This is a genomic window from Flavobacterium erciyesense (assembly GCF_018069925.1).
GTDB classification, from domain to species: Bacteria; Bacteroidota; Bacteroidia; order Flavobacteriales; family Flavobacteriaceae; genus Flavobacterium; species Flavobacterium erciyesense.
In genome coordinates, this window is sequence record NZ_JAGPXB010000007.1 from 60,191 (window position 1) to 74,637 (window position 14,447).

16 protein-coding genes are annotated in these 14,447 nt (G+C 34.8%); 13 read left to right on the forward strand and 3 right to left on the reverse strand.

Features of this window, described 5'->3' with window-relative positions; genetic code table 11:
- Positions 1-28: 28 nt before the first annotated feature.
- Positions 29-2,299, reverse strand: coding sequence for a M1 family metallopeptidase (locus KBJ98_RS09145; protein WP_210789817.1), 2,271 nt, complete (start codon positions 2,297-2,299; stop codon positions 29-31).
- A gap of 162 nt (positions 2,300-2,461) precedes the next feature.
- Between KBJ98_RS09145 and KBJ98_RS09150 the strand changes: the two genes are divergently transcribed.
- From KBJ98_RS09150 to KBJ98_RS09160, 3 genes are all read left to right on the forward strand, one after another.
- A complete protein-coding gene (locus KBJ98_RS09150; protein WP_210789820.1) occupies positions 2,462-3,313 on the forward strand; it encodes an aldose 1-epimerase family protein in 852 nt (283 codons plus the stop codon).
- Between the two features lie 12 nt (positions 3,314-3,325).
- Positions 3,326-3,874 carry a GNAT family N-acetyltransferase gene (locus tag KBJ98_RS09155; protein ID WP_210789823.1) on the forward strand — a complete coding sequence of 183 codons (549 nt, stop codon included), beginning with the start codon at positions 3,326-3,328 and terminating at the stop codon, positions 3,872-3,874.
- Between the two features lie 116 nt (positions 3,875-3,990).
- Positions 3,991-4,542, forward strand: a complete 552-nt coding sequence (locus KBJ98_RS09160) for a DUF3575 domain-containing protein (protein WP_166133852.1) — start codon at positions 3,991-3,993, stop codon at positions 4,540-4,542.
- A gap of 5 nt (positions 4,543-4,547) precedes the next feature.
- On the opposite strand, the gene KBJ98_RS09165 is transcribed toward KBJ98_RS09160, so the two are convergent.
- Positions 4,548-4,778, reverse strand: coding sequence for a VF530 family protein (locus tag KBJ98_RS09165; protein WP_166133850.1), 231 nt, complete (start codon positions 4,776-4,778; stop codon positions 4,548-4,550).
- A gap of 46 nt (positions 4,779-4,824) precedes the next feature.
- On the opposite strand from KBJ98_RS09165, the gene KBJ98_RS09170 reads away from it, so the two are divergent.
- From KBJ98_RS09170 to KBJ98_RS09180, 3 genes are all read left to right on the forward strand, one after another.
- Positions 4,825-5,310 (forward strand): SixA phosphatase family protein, encoded by a 486-nt coding sequence (locus KBJ98_RS09170; protein ID WP_210789827.1) that lies wholly within the window; start codon positions 4,825-4,827, stop codon positions 5,308-5,310.
- 40 nt (positions 5,311-5,350) lie between these two features.
- Positions 5,351-5,806 carry an SsrA-binding protein SmpB gene (gene smpB, locus KBJ98_RS09175; RefSeq protein WP_166133846.1) on the forward strand — a complete coding sequence of 152 codons (456 nt, stop codon included), beginning with the start codon at positions 5,351-5,353 and terminating at the stop codon, positions 5,804-5,806.
- A gap of 81 nt (positions 5,807-5,887) precedes the next feature.
- Positions 5,888-6,859, forward strand: coding sequence for a helix-turn-helix domain-containing protein (locus KBJ98_RS09180; RefSeq protein ID WP_210789830.1), 972 nt, complete (start codon positions 5,888-5,890; stop codon positions 6,857-6,859).
- A gap of 55 nt (positions 6,860-6,914) precedes the next feature.
- On the opposite strand, the gene KBJ98_RS09185 is transcribed toward KBJ98_RS09180, so the two are convergent.
- Positions 6,915-7,556 carry a protein-L-isoaspartate(D-aspartate) O-methyltransferase gene (locus KBJ98_RS09185; RefSeq protein ID WP_210789833.1) on the reverse strand — a complete coding sequence of 214 codons (642 nt, stop codon included), beginning with the start codon at positions 7,554-7,556 and terminating at the stop codon, positions 6,915-6,917.
- Positions 7,557-7,712: 156 nt separating this feature from the next.
- Between KBJ98_RS09185 and KBJ98_RS09190 the strand changes: the two genes are divergently transcribed.
- From KBJ98_RS09190 to KBJ98_RS09220, 7 genes are all read left to right on the forward strand, one after another.
- Positions 7,713-8,678 carry a Gfo/Idh/MocA family protein gene (locus tag KBJ98_RS09190; protein WP_210789836.1) on the forward strand — a complete coding sequence of 322 codons (966 nt, stop codon included), beginning with the start codon at positions 7,713-7,715 and terminating at the stop codon, positions 8,676-8,678.
- 81 nt (positions 8,679-8,759) lie between these two features.
- On the forward strand, positions 8,760-9,647 hold the full coding sequence (locus tag KBJ98_RS09195) for a 3-hydroxyacyl-CoA dehydrogenase family protein (RefSeq protein WP_210789839.1): 888 nt from the start codon (positions 8,760-8,762) through the stop codon (positions 9,645-9,647).
- Between the two features lie 89 nt (positions 9,648-9,736).
- Positions 9,737-10,960, forward strand: a complete 1,224-nt coding sequence (locus tag KBJ98_RS09200) for a DUF1015 domain-containing protein (protein WP_210789842.1) — start codon at positions 9,737-9,739, stop codon at positions 10,958-10,960.
- A 21-nt stretch (positions 10,961-10,981) separates the two neighbouring features.
- Positions 10,982-11,641 carry a YggS family pyridoxal phosphate-dependent enzyme gene (locus KBJ98_RS09205; RefSeq protein ID WP_210789846.1) on the forward strand — a complete coding sequence of 220 codons (660 nt, stop codon included), beginning with the start codon at positions 10,982-10,984 and terminating at the stop codon, positions 11,639-11,641.
- A 31-nt stretch (positions 11,642-11,672) separates the two neighbouring features.
- Complete coding sequence (locus KBJ98_RS09210; protein WP_225899102.1) at positions 11,673-11,921, forward strand: four helix bundle protein; 249 nt, start codon at positions 11,673-11,675, stop codon at positions 11,919-11,921.
- Between the two features lie 250 nt (positions 11,922-12,171).
- Entirely contained in the window at positions 12,172-13,533 is a 1,362-nt protein-coding gene (locus KBJ98_RS09215) for an exonuclease domain-containing protein (protein ID WP_210789848.1), read from the forward strand.
- Positions 13,534-13,553: 20 nt separating this feature from the next.
- Positions 13,554-14,384, forward strand: coding sequence for an ion transporter (locus tag KBJ98_RS09220; protein ID WP_210789852.1), 831 nt, complete (start codon positions 13,554-13,556; stop codon positions 14,382-14,384).
- Positions 14,385-14,447: the final 63 nt, after the last annotated feature.

Genomic DNA, 14,447 nt, shown 5'->3' on the forward strand with positions numbered 1-14,447 from the left:
CCTATTTTACTTAATAACAATCAAACTTTTATTTTTCCTTAGTAAAAGGAATTTTTTGTCCATCTGGAACCAACATTTCGAAACCATTTAAACTATCGTTGAATTCAAAAGTCAATCCTGCCAGTTTAGATTCAAACTTGTTTTTACCAATTGGCTCTACACTAAAACTTGGATAACCTGTAATCAATGCATTCAAAACGCCATTTTTCTCTGTGAAAGTGATTTTAAGCGGAGCCATTTTTGTAGAATAAGTTCCTAAATATCCATCCAAAATCACATCTTTTTCAAGTGTACCAGCAGTTGATGTCCAGGTATTGTTTTTAGTATTGCTGTCTGGTAAAACGTGGTCTGGATCTAGAGTAATACTCTCAATTTCTTCAGTTGAATTGTGTTTGAAAGACCATGCTTTGTTACGTTGCCAAATTTCAACTGGTAAATTCACACGTGTAACTTTTCCAGCTTTAGTTTTTACATCTAAGGCTACTGGCATAGCCATTTTTTCGAAGTTTTCAATGGTAATTACCGCACCTAGTTTAGGATCATTTTTAACGTATTTCACATTATTTATACCTTGATCTAAACGCCAGTTGTATTGAAACCAACCTCTCCAAAACCAACTTAAATCTTCTCCAGCAACATTTTCAATTGTTCTGAAGAAATCATCTGGTTGTGGGTGTTTAAAAGCCCAACGCTCAATATATGTTTTCAAAGCCAAGTCAAATCGTTCAGGTCCTAGAACTTGTTCTCTCAAAATTACCAATCCAGAACTTGGTTTAGAGTACGCTAATAAACCAATATTACGTTCCTTCATATTGTCAGGAGAACTCATGATAGTTTCTAAATTCGGGCTTGTATACGTTTCAGCTCTCTGGTGCATGTCGGCTTTTGGCTCTTTATATTCACCATTGTTAAAATCAAGTGAACTTAATGAATTGATAAATGTATTAAAACCTTCATCCATCCAAGCAAACAAACGTTCGTTCGAACCAACAATCATTGGGAACCAAATGTGTCCGAACTCGTGATCAGTAACTCCCCATAAGTCAGCACCTTTAGACTCCCAACTACAAAATACAATTCCTGGATATTCCATTCCACCCTCATTTCCAGCGACGTTAATTGCAGCAGGATAAGGATATTCATACCATCTTTTTGAGTAATTTTCAATAGAAGCCTTGGTATATTCTGTAGAGCGTCCCCAAGCTGCATCACCAGCACTTTCGATAGGGTACACTGACATTGCTAACGATTTTTTACCGCTTGGCAAATTGATTTTTGCAGCATCTAAAACAAAAGCCGCAGAAGAAGACCATGAAAAATCTCGTGAATTTTTAATTTTATAATTCCACGTTTTGGTAGCTGAAGTTGCTGATTTAGCGAGCGCCTCAACCTCTGAAGCAGATCGGATGATAACCGTTTTATCGCTTTGTTTTGCTTGTGCCAAACGAGCTTGTTCCGCCGCAGAATAAACAGCAGTTGTGTTTACCAATTCTCCCGAAGCCACAACTATGTGGTTTGATGGGGCAGTAATACTTACATCAAAGTCACCATATTCTAGGTAAAACTCAGAAGCTCCCAAGTACGGGTTAGTGTTCCAGCCGCGCACATCATCGTACACACACATACGTGGATACCATTGGGCAATTGTGAAGATTTTTCCGTTTTTAGTTTCCAAAACTCCCATTCTATCTGATCCTTCGAAAGGCGCAACAAATGAAAATTCAATTTTTACTTTTACAACGCCACCTTTTGCACTCAAAGCTTGAGGTAAAAAAACTTGCATCCTAGTATCAGTGATTACATACTTAGCTACTGACTCGGTTGTTACTCCTTTATTAGTGCTAAGAATTTTAACCGATTTAATTTTGTGACCTCCGTCAAAAACTTGTCCTTGAGCACCATTTCTACTTCCTGTTAAGGGGACAACGGCATTTCCACGAGAATCAGCTTTGAATAAATTTTGATCCAAATTCATCCATAAAAAGCCCAATTTATCCGGACTATTATTGGTATAAGTGATAATTCCCGTACCTGCGATTTCATTTTTTTGCTCATCTAATTTAGCCGTCAATTTGTAATCAGCGCTATTTTGCCAATATTCGGCTCCAGGTTGACCACTTGCAGAACGAGTATTTGTTCCGTTTTTCGAGTAAAAATGAGGTGCAAAAGCATCATGATAATCATACTTTGAAATCGGTGCTGCTGCTCCATTTGCAGGAGCCTGCTGCGCTGACAAAGTATGAACTCCTACAGACAGTAAAGCAACTGGTAGTAGAAATCCTAATTTTAAGTTTTTCATTGTTTATAATTTTTTATACAAATTAAATAAAAAAAGAGGAATTTAAGCCTTAAAAACACAATCATTACCAGCTGCATGAATAAAAAAAGTGCTTCAAGCAACTATTAGATATTTTATAAATACTTTTACACTATTGCAAATTCTCATTTTAAATCAACTAACGTGATTACAACGCTACAAAATTCAAAACTTACCGTTCAAATCAAGCAGCTTGGAGCCGAATTATTTTCGATTACAAACTCTGAGGAAAAAGAATACATGTGGGGAGGTGACCCAGCTATTTGGGGAAAGCACGCTCCTATTTTATTCCCAATTGTTGGAACTTTAAAAAACAACACCTACAATTTTAATGAGCAACAATACCAATTAACACGTCATGGTTTTGCAAGAGATATGCCTTTTGATATCGTACAATCGTCAAAAACAGCAGTTACTTTTTCTTTGCAAGCCGATCCAAAAACTTTAGCAGTTTACCCATTCCATTTTGAATTGCAGGTGAGTTACACACTTCAAAATGCTACTATTCTTGTTGATTACAAAGTGATCAATAAAGGAGAGCATTCGATGCCGTTTGCCATAGGTGCACATCCTGCATTTGCTTTAGAAGATAATTTTAACGATTATAGTTTAGTTTTCGAAAAAGAAGAAACTTTGAAATACTTTATTTTGGTCAACGATTTAGTATCTGATCAAACCAAAGTTCTTGCTTCAAATAATAAAAAAGTAGCATTAGATTATGATTTGTTTGCAAACGACGCTTTGATTTTCAAAACCACTGAATCTAAAGAGCTGACCATCGTACATCAAGAAAAACCACTTTTAAAAGTAAAATATGCTGGGTTTCCTAATTTAGGCATTTGGACAAAAATAAACGCTCCATTTGTTTGCATTGAACCTTGGTATGGTTATTCTGATACTCAAACTGCAAATGGTAATTTGTTTGAAAAAGAAGGAATGCAAAAACTTAATGCAAATCAATCTTTTACGGCACAATATCAAATTGAAATACTTTAAATTTTCATTCTCATGATGGTAATTAATTTTTCTCCATTCCCTATTTTACAAACCGAGCGATTGGTTTTGAGACGTTTAGATGATAGCGATGCTGCCGAATTACATGCGCTACGTTCCAATCCTCAAACAATGGAATTTATTCCACGACCACTTTTACATACTACTGAACAAGCCCTTGAACATATCAAAACAATCAATGATAACATTGATGCCAACTTAGGAATAAATTGGGCTATATCATTTCAAGACAACCCGAAAATGATTGGTATTATTGGACATTACAGAATTAAACCTGAGAGTTACAGAGCCGAAATTGGGTACATGTTATTACCTGAACATCACGGCAAAGGAATTATTACAGAGGCAGTACAAAAAGTTGTGAAATATGGATGGGACGAGATGAACTTGCATTCCATTGAAGCCATTATCGATCCAGAAAATTATGCTTCCGCAAAAGTACTAGAGAAAAACGGATTTATTAAAGAAGGTCATTTGCGAGAAAATGAATTTTTTGACGGTCGCTTTTGGGATAGTGTTATTTATTCGATTTTAAAAAAATAAAACAATCACTTTAAAAGTGATTTTTAAACCACAATGCCTATTTGGTACCTATTATATTCTAAATTTGCTCCAAACCATTTTACAATTTGAATACCGTTGGTAGTAATTCGATAATTATGAAAAAACTAATTTACTTCAGTCTCCTTTTAATTAGCACTTTCGCTCAAGCACAAACCTATGTAAAAGCCAATGCGATAACTACCTTGCTAACCGTACCAAATGTTGGGATTGAAACCAGCATTGGTGAAAAATCAACTTTTCAGTTTGATATTACCGCATCTATGTGGAAATCTATCAATGGAAATCCAGCGCAATTCTATATGTTTATCCCAGAATACCGTTATCACTTCAAGGAAAAATTTAATGGTTTTTATGCTGGCGTTCACTTAGGTGGAACCGTGTATAATTTTCAAAAATGGAACTACTGGAAAACGGATAATTATGAAAAAGGTGTGGGATACATGGCCGGGGCAACAATTGGCTACCAAAAGAGAATTAAAGAACGCTTTGTTTTGGATTTCTTTTTAGGTGGCGGAAACCATCAGGGTTTTTACAAAGGGTATTTAGTAAGTACAGGTGAACGTGTGGATGAGGCCAAAAAATACAACAAAAGTGGTGAATGGCTTCCTTATAGAGGTGGCATAATGCTTTCTTACCGAATTAAGTAATGGAATTACTTTGAGAATTTTGGAATAGTTTTTACATACAACTCCTCAACTTGCTGACGTGCCCAATCGGTTTTACGCAAAAAAGTAAGGCTTGATTTTACACTTGGGTTGTCTCTAAAACATTTAATTTTGACCAATTCTCCTAAAGTATCAAACCCATAATAAGCAACCAATTGCTCTACAATAGATTTTAGGGTAATACCGTGAAGTGGGTCTTTTGATGTAGAATTTTGCATAATGCAAAGATAACTAATTTTCAACCGAAGCAAAATACAATTGATCATGAAAACAAAACTGATTTTATTCCTATTAATGGCATGGCAACTTAGTTTTAGTCAACAAAAAAGCACTACTTATTATTTTATTAGACATGCCGAAAAAGTAGACAACTCTAAAGATCCAAATTTATCAGAGTTAGGAATGCAACGAGCACAAAAATGGAAAGCTATTTTTGAATCAATTGATTTTGACCAAATTTACAGCACTAATTACAAAAGAACTCAGCAAACAGCGACTCCAATTGCTACTGCCGATAAAATTGAAATACAGCTTTATGATCCTCAAAAAATTGAGTTAAAGGCGTTTAAAAAAATAACTTTAGGTAGAAAAGTACTGATTGTAGGTCATAGCAATACCACTCCAGACTTTGTCAATAAGATAATAAACCAACAAGTATTTAACGATATTGAAGATACCACCTTTGGAAACCTCTATATAGTAACAATTATTGGTGACACCATTAGTTACCAACTACTCAAATTTCCTTAATTTGACAAAACCATTTTAAATTTTATTACCTTTGTCACCTATGGTAAAAACAATAAACATATTCAACAAAAGAGCGAAATTCGATTATGAAATTCTCGATACCTACACTGCTGGAATTGTATTAGCAGGTACTGAAATTAAATCTATTCGTTTGGGCAAAGCCAATATTACAGAAAGCTTTTGTGAGTTTAACAGCAATGCTGAGCTTTTTGCAATCAATACCTATATTGAAGAGTATGCTTTTGGTAATCAATTCAATCATAAATCCAGAAGTGAAAGAAAATTACTTTTAAAAAGGAAAGAATTAAAAGGTTTACTAAAAAGCGTACAAGCCAAAGGTTTAACCATTGTTCCTTTGAAATTGTTTACCAATGAAAAAGGGTTAGCTAAACTACAAATAGGCCTTTGTAAAGGTAAAAAAACCTACGACAAACGCGAATCATTAAAAGAACAAGATACCAAACGCGACTTAGAACGAATCAAAAAATCGTTCTAAGTTGTTAACTTGAATTTTACTTAAAGAAGTAATTTCTTTGATGACTTAAATCGTCAAGACTCAAAAAAACATTTCAATTATATGCACCAAATGCTTAAATTAGCGCGCGTACAAAAAGGTTTGAAAACTCGAGAAGTAGCGCAATTATTAGGCATTGATCAGGCTTTAATTAGCAAATTTGAAACCGGAAACCGTAAGCCTACAAAAGACCAATTAGTCAAACTAGCTCATTTACTTGAAATAGATATTGAAAAAATTGTGATACTTTGGCTTAAAGATAAAATCCTAAACGAAATCAATAACGAAGAATGGGCAATGCAAGCCTTACAACTCGCTCAGCAGGAATTACAAGTAATTACTAAACCAAAAAAGTTCGAGCCTTCAAAAATCCTTTTACGATTATTAGATGAAGTTGCTTCTTTGAAAAATGACTTAAGTACAATTAGTCACTTTGACCGATACCGCATCTCCAAAGCTTTAGAAATAGAACTCACTCATGAAAGTAATCGTGCTGCAGGCAACAGCATGAGTCTTGAGGAAACAGATTTGATTATCAACAAAGGCCACACGATTTCAGGTAAAAGCATGCGCGAACACCTTGAAGTCATTAATCAGCACGAAGCACTCGCCTACCTTCGTGACCTTGCTCAAAACAATACAGTTATCAGTTCTAAAGAATTACATACCCTTTATCAATTGTTAATTCGCGGAATTTCATCAGATGCAATTGAAAATCAGACAAATGAATCAAACAAGGAATTGGAAAGCTTTTTCACATGGTTCGAAAGCCAAAAAAATGAGCTTCATCCTATGATTTTTGCTGTACAAACCTATCAAAAGTTAAGAAGGCTGTCTGTTTTTGATGTTGAAATTGAAAAAATGGCGTGCCTAGTAACAAATTATTTATTCTTACTGAATGGTTATACACTTTTACCGATTATTCAAACCTTATTAAACACAACAAATTCAAGCGAAGAAGAAAATTATATCGCTGTGATTAATGAACAGAAAAACATTTTGAAACGATATGGTTTAACTACTTCAATCGAATGAAATTGAAATAGAAGCTGAAAATCTAGTAATAAGGAAAGAATATTAGCAACCTCAGTTAATTTTTATCTTCCAAAAGCGGTACAAATCGAAATTCACCAAATTCGTGTTTTTCAAATTGTGTTTCATTTTTACGAATAAGTAGCGTCATGATTTGAACGTCTTCGCCAAGCGGAATTACCAATCGACCTCCAATTTTTAACTGAGCCATCAAAGGCTGCGGGATAAAAGGAGCGCCTGCAGTGACAATAATACTATCAAATGGTGCATAGTTTGGTAAACCTTTGTATCCATCGCCAAAAGAAAGATGCTTGGGTCTAATATGCAATTTCGGAAACAAATTAGATGTCTTTTTGAACAACTCTTTTTGTCGTTCTACGCTGTATACTTTAGCTCCCATGGTACACAAAACAGCCGTTTGATACCCAGAACCAGTACCAATTTCTAAGATTTTATCTTCTTTTTTAACTTCTAACAATTGCGATTGAAAAGCTACCGTGTAGGGTTGCGAAATAGTTTGCCCTGCACCAATAGGAAAAGCCATGTCCTGATAAGCGTAATCTTCAAAACTAGAATCTAAAAACAAGTGTCTTGGTATCTTTTTAATCGCATCAAGTACATTTTTATCTACAATCCCTTTTTGCTCTAAAATGCTTGTTAGTTGATTTCGAAGTCCTTGATGTTTGGCTGTATCTCTCAAAATGGGGTAGTTTTATTTTGGTAAAAATAGAGGGAAAAATGCCAAAAAGCAAATGGCAATTTGCAAAAACAATCCTTGCAATTATAGCCTGAAATTGGACTTTTTTAAATTGAATTTTAATCATATTATTGCTATTTTTGTAAAAATTACATCGTTATGCTAAAAATTGGAGTATTAGGTGCGGGTCATCTAGGAAAAATACATTTACGTTTATTACAACAATCTGAAAAATATGAATTAGTAGGTTTTTACGACCCCAATCAAGAAAATGCTGAAAAAGTAGCTAAAGAATTTGGTTACAAACATTTTAGCACTATCGCTACTTTAATACATGCTGTAGATGTAATTGACATTGTTACTCCTACTCTTTCGCATTACAAATGTGCCAAAGTCGCAATCAAGTCAGGAAAGCATGTTTTTATTGAAAAACCAATTTCAAACACAGTTGAAGAAGCCGAAGAAATTATCGCTTTGGCAAATGAATACAATGTAAAAGGGCAAGTTGGGCATGTGGAGCGCTTTAACCCAGCGTTCATTGCGACCAAAAACATGATCGAAAACCCAATGTTTATTGAAGCGCATCGTTTGGCAGAATTTAATCCTCGTGGCACCGATGTTCCTGTTGTTTTAGATTTAATGATTCATGATATTGATGCTATTTTAAGCGTAGTACAATCTAAAGTAAAAAATATAAGTGCGAGCGGAGTTTCTGTTATTTCTGACACTCCTGATATTGCCAATGCTAGAATTGAATTCGAAAATGGTTGCGTTGCCAACTTGACCGCAAGCCGAATTTCGATGAAAAACATGCGTAAATCACGCTTTTTCCAAAAAGATGCTTACATCTCAGTTGATTTCCTAGAAAAAAAATGTGAAGTCGTTAAAATGAAAGATGCTCCAGAAGTTCCAGGTGATTTTGATATGATTTTGCAAAATGCCGAAGGCGTAAAAAAACAAATTTACTTTTCGAATCCAGAGGTTGAGCAAAATAATGCAATACTTGATGAATTAGAATCGTTTGCAGATGCCATTACCAACAACACCACTCCTACTGTAACCTTAAATCAAGCAACAGAGGCGCTGCGAGTAGCGTACCAAATCATTGAATGCTTTAAAAAATAAACATAATTACTTTCAAGTTTACAGTTTTCAGTTACTCACAATAACTTTGAACTTTAAACTTTTAAACTTTAAACTTAAAATATGAAAACAATAGCCGTAATTGGTGCAGGAACAATGGGCAATGGAATCGCTCATACTTTTGCACAAAGTGGTTTTACCGTAAAATTAATAGATGTATCTGAAAAATCATTAGATAAAGGAATGGCAACTATTGCCGCTAATTTAGATCGAATGATTGCTAAAGGTACTATCACCGAAGAAGATAAAACGAAAACAATTACCAACATTATTACTTACAATGATATCGAAGATGGAGTTGTTGGCGTTGATTTAGTTGTTGAAGCGGCAACTGAAAACGTAGCTTTAAAACTAAGCATTTTTGAAAAGTTGAATAAACTTTGTTCTCACGATACTATCTTGGCTACGAATACATCGTCTATATCTATTACACAAATCGGTGCTGTTGTGGCACACCCAGAACGTGTAATAGGCATGCACTTTATGAATCCAGTGCCAATTATGAAATTGGTAGAAATCATTCGCGGTTACAACACCAGCGATGAAGTTACTAAAACCATCATGAGTCTTTCTGAAAAATTAGGAAAAACTCCTGTTGAAGTAAATGACTACCCTGGATTTGTTGCCAACAGAATTTTAATGCCAATGATCAATGAAGCTATTGAGACTTTGTACAATAAAGTTGCAGGTGTGTATGAAATTGACACGGTAATGAAACTAGGAATGGGACAACCAATGGGACCATTACAACTAGCTGATTTTATTGGTCTTGATGTGTGTTTGGCGATTTTGAATGTGATGTACGATGGATTCAAAAATCCAAAATATGCGCCTTGTCCATTACTTGTAAACATGGTTCGCGCCGGAAAATTAGGAGTAAAATCTGGTGAAGGTTTCTATGATTATTCTGAAAGCAAAAAAGCGGAAAAAATATCTAAACAATTTATTTAATGTCATAAATTTTGAAAGTCAAAAGTATCAAGGTAAACTTCTGTCGACCTTGAACTTTTGACTTTTGACCTTTGACTTTTGACTTAATTATGGCAAAAATAATTCCTTTTCAAGCAGTTCGTCCTACCCGTGATAAAGTTTGTCTTGTAACGTGCAGGTCCTACGAGGAATATGTCAATGCAGAGCTTGCTGCACAATTGGATTTTAATCCGCTTTCTTTTTTACACATTCTAAAACCCGCTTATACCAATCAAGAAAGCGTTTCTTTCGAAAAAAGATACCGCCAAGTGCATCAAAAATACCAAGATTTCAAAAATGAACTCATCTTGGTAAAAGATAAAAAACCAGCGCTATACATTCATAAAATTGTCAACAAAACGCAATCCTTTACTGGAATTATTGCAGGAACAAGCGTTGCGGATTATTGTGAAGATCACATCAAAAAGCACGAAGATATTATTGCGTTTAGAGTGCAAGTACTTAAGGAGTACATGAAACACGCTGCCTTCAACACGGAGCCGGTTTTAATGACCTACCCTGACAACAAAACTATCGAAAATTGGATTTTTAATTGTACCCAAAAATTAGCTGATTTTGAATTTTCAACTACCAAAAAAGAAATTCACTATCTCTGGAAAATTGATGACGCATTAGAAATAAGTTGGTTGCAAAAAATATTCGATCAAACAGAAAGCTTGTACATTGCCGATGGTCATCATCGAACAGAAGCCATGCGCATGCTTGCTGCGGAAAATGCTAATCCTGAAAACACGACAACGAATCATATTTTGAGTTATTTAATTTCTGAAAATAATGTCAAAATATACGAGTTCAATCGATTAATTAAAGACTTGAATAGCTTGACCAAAGCTGAATTTTTACAGCAAGTTAGTGCTCATTTCACTATCGAAAATAGAGCGCAACAACCATTTCAACCGAGTCAAAAACATCAATTTGGAATGTATCTTGAAGAGGAGTTTTACAGTTTGACTTTAAAATCTGAAAATCTAAACTTCGAAAGTCCGTTAGATTCATTAGATGCTCAAATTTTGTACACGACGATATTGTTGCCAATTTTGGGTATTGAAGATTTGCGTAATGACGAACGAATTGATTATCTTTCAGGGAAACAAGCTGTTTTAGAATTAAAAAATAAAATAGATCAAGGCGAGTTTGCGTTAGGATTCTTTCTTTTCCCTTCCAATATTAGCGAAATCAAAGCCTTAGCAGATGCTAATTTGATTATGCCACCGAAAAGCACATATATCGAACCCAAATTCAGAAGCGGATTGGTCGTTTATGAATTTGATTAGGTTAATAAAAAAAACAAAACCATGTCTATCACAAATAATTTACAGAGCATAAAAGCAGCCTTGCCGGACCACATTACATTAGTTGCAGTTTCAAAAACGAAACCTGTATCTTATTTAATGCAAGCTTATGATGCAGGTCAACGAATTTTTGGAGAAAACAAAATCCAAGAAATGGCCGATAAATGGGAACAAATGCCCAAAGACATTCAATGGCACATGATTGGTCACGTTCAGACCAACAAAGTAAAATACATGGCGCCGTTTGTAAGCTTGATTCATGGTGTAGACAGCCTAAAACTATTACAAGAAATCAACAAACAAGCGTTAAAAAACAACCGAATTATAGATTGTTTATTGCAAATATATATTGCCGAAGAAGAAAGTAAATTTGGTCTTGACGAAGCTGAACTGGCTTCCCTCCTTTCCTCAAATGAATTTGAAGAACTAAAGAACATTAAAATCGTTGGATTAATGGGAATGGCAACTTTTACTGACAACAAAGATCAAATCAAGAAAGAGTTCACGCAATTGAAAACAATTTTCGACAAAACGAAGGCTCTAACAATTTCAAACTGCCAGCTAGAGACTCTATCAATGGGAATGTCCGGTGACTATCAACTTGCGATTGAATGTGGTAGTACTATGGTTAGAATAGGAAGTAGTATTTTTGGGGGGCGATAATATGTGGTAACAAAATTCAATTTAGATAAAAATGCTTGTAAACGAACCAAATTTTGATAAAATATACAATTTTGAAGACCGTTTAGTAAGATTTGCGGGAGAATGTATTTTGTTTGTCAGAAAATTGGAAAAATCATTTGAAATTGAATATTACAAAAACCAACTTATACACTCTTCCGGAAGTTCAGCATTAAATTACGGAGAGGCTCAAGGTACGATTACAAATAAAGATTTTATTTTTAAAGTGTCGCTTTCTGTGAAAGAACTCAAAGAGTCTTGAAACTCATTAAAAGTTCTGAATTACATAAAAGCAGGAGAATTAGAGGAAAGAAAATGGCTTTTGACAGAAGTTGAAGAACTAATTGCGATCGCTTCAAAAATGATTAATAATAAAAAATAATTCAATCACAAATACAATGTGTTTTCAATGACAATAGCAATGGTAATAACAATTTTCAATTTTTAGGAATTGCCATTGATTTAAGAATTGACTTTGACATTGCTATTGATTTTTGAAATTGACATTGAAAATGTACGCAATACTCGACATAGAAACCACAGGAGGCCAATTTAACGAAGAGGGAATCACTGAAATTGCCATCTATAAATTTGATGGACACGAAATAGTAGATCAATTCATCAGCTTGGTCAATCCTGAAATTCCCATACAGCCGTTTGTTGTAAAACTTACCGGTATCAATAATGCCATGCTTACATCTGCGCCCAAATTTTTTGAGGTAGCCAAACGCATCATTGAAATTACGGAAGGTTGCGTGATTGTAGCGCACAATGCTTCTTTTGATTATAGAATATTGAGAACAGAATTTCGCAGATTAGGCTATGATTTTGAAGCCAAAACACTTTGCACCGTCGCTCTTTCACAAAAATTATTACCCGAACAACCCTCACATAGTTTAGGTAAATTGGTGCGTGCACTTGGTATCCCAATGGCCGACAGACATCGTGCCAGCGGAGACGCATTGGCTACCGTAAAATTGTTTAAAATCCTTTTAGAAAAAGATCTGGAAAAAGAAATCGTAAAAGATTTCATCAAACTAGAAGTGCAAAAAGGTATTGCTCCTAAACTCTTAGACATTGTGTCAAGTTTACCATCAAAAACCGGTGTTTACTACATTCATAATGAGAAAGGAAATCTCATTTACATTGGCAAAAGCCGAAACATAAAAAAAAGAATCAACCAACATTTCACTGGGACTACAAAAAAATGCAAAAAAATTCAAGCCGAAGTTTATACCGTAACTTATGAAGAAACGGGTAGTGAACTAATCGCTTTGTTAAAAGAAAGCGAGGAAATCAAAGTTAACAAACCCATATACAACAGGGCACAGCGCAAAAGTATCTTTCAACTCGCTTTGTATGTAGAGAAAGATGAAAAAGGATATTTGAACTTAAAACTTCAAAAAGCCGATGGCCGTAAAAAAGAAATCACATCCTTCACTTCAATCCAAGAAGGAAAAAATGCTTTGTTCAGAATCACATCTCATTACAATTTATGCCAAAAACTAACGGGCTTGTACGCTAGTAAAACAAATTGTTTTCAGTATACCATTAAAGAATGTGATGGCGCTTGCGTAGGAAAAGTATCTACAGAGGAGTACAACGCAAGAGTACAAGCTTTTATCGACAAAAATAGTTTTGACAATCAAAACATGATTTTAATTGACAAAGGCCGAACCATAAGCGAGCGCTCAGCGGTTTTGATAGAAAACGGAATTTATAAAGGGTATGCTTTTTATGATTTGAACTATCAAATAACAAATGTTGAAATTCTAAGAAACATCATTATCCCCATGCAAAATAATCGCGATGTGAAGAATATTATTCAAGGACACATCCGAAAAAACAAGACCTTAAAAATAGTTCATCTGTAAGCGCCTAAATAGTAGTAAATATGCAAAAAATGAAGTCAAAATTTGACGCTTTCAGGCAAAAAATAAACGTCATCATTTATGGCACAAATACAGTTTACGGTCGCTTATTTGACCTTGTTTTACTGTGTGTTATTCTGCTAAGTGTGATCATTGTAATGCTTGAAACAGTTAAAAGTTTTGATGCAAAATACCACAGCGAGCTCATTATTTTAGAGTGGATAATCACTATTTTCTTTACCCTAGAATATGTTCTGCGAATTATTTCACTAAAAAAACCTTGGCAATACATTTTTAGTTTTTACGGTATTATAGATTTAATTGCTACGTTACCCATGTATTTCTCGCTTTTTTTTGCAGGAACAAGTATCTTGACGGTTGTTAGAGCACTCAGGCTGTTGCGTTTATTTAAAATATTAAAGCACCCGCAATTCTCCAGCCAATCAATACACCTTAAAGAAGCACTGCTAGCCAGCCGCGGTAAAATACTAATTTTCATCTACTTCATGCTCATTAGTAGTATTATAATAGGATCAGTGATGTATGTTGTAGAAGGCCCCGCAGGAGGTTTTACAAGCATTCCAATAAGTATTTATTGGACAATTGTCACCCTAACAACAGTAGGATATGGTGACATCTCCCCAATTACACCGCTTGGTCAATCCATAGCATCTGCAGTCATGATTATGGGTTACGGAATTATTGCAGTACCAACCGGAATCGTATCGGCAGAGTTTGCTAATAGTCATCGAAAAAAATTAAAAGCCGAAAAAATAAATCCATGTGCCACCTGCGGAACAGATGGACATGAGTTTCACGCTAAATATTGTTTCCATTGCGGAACCGAATTATAATTTATTAACCTTGAAGCCAATCCAGCTGTTCACTTCAACTCCTCGTGACTTCAGTTGTTTTTC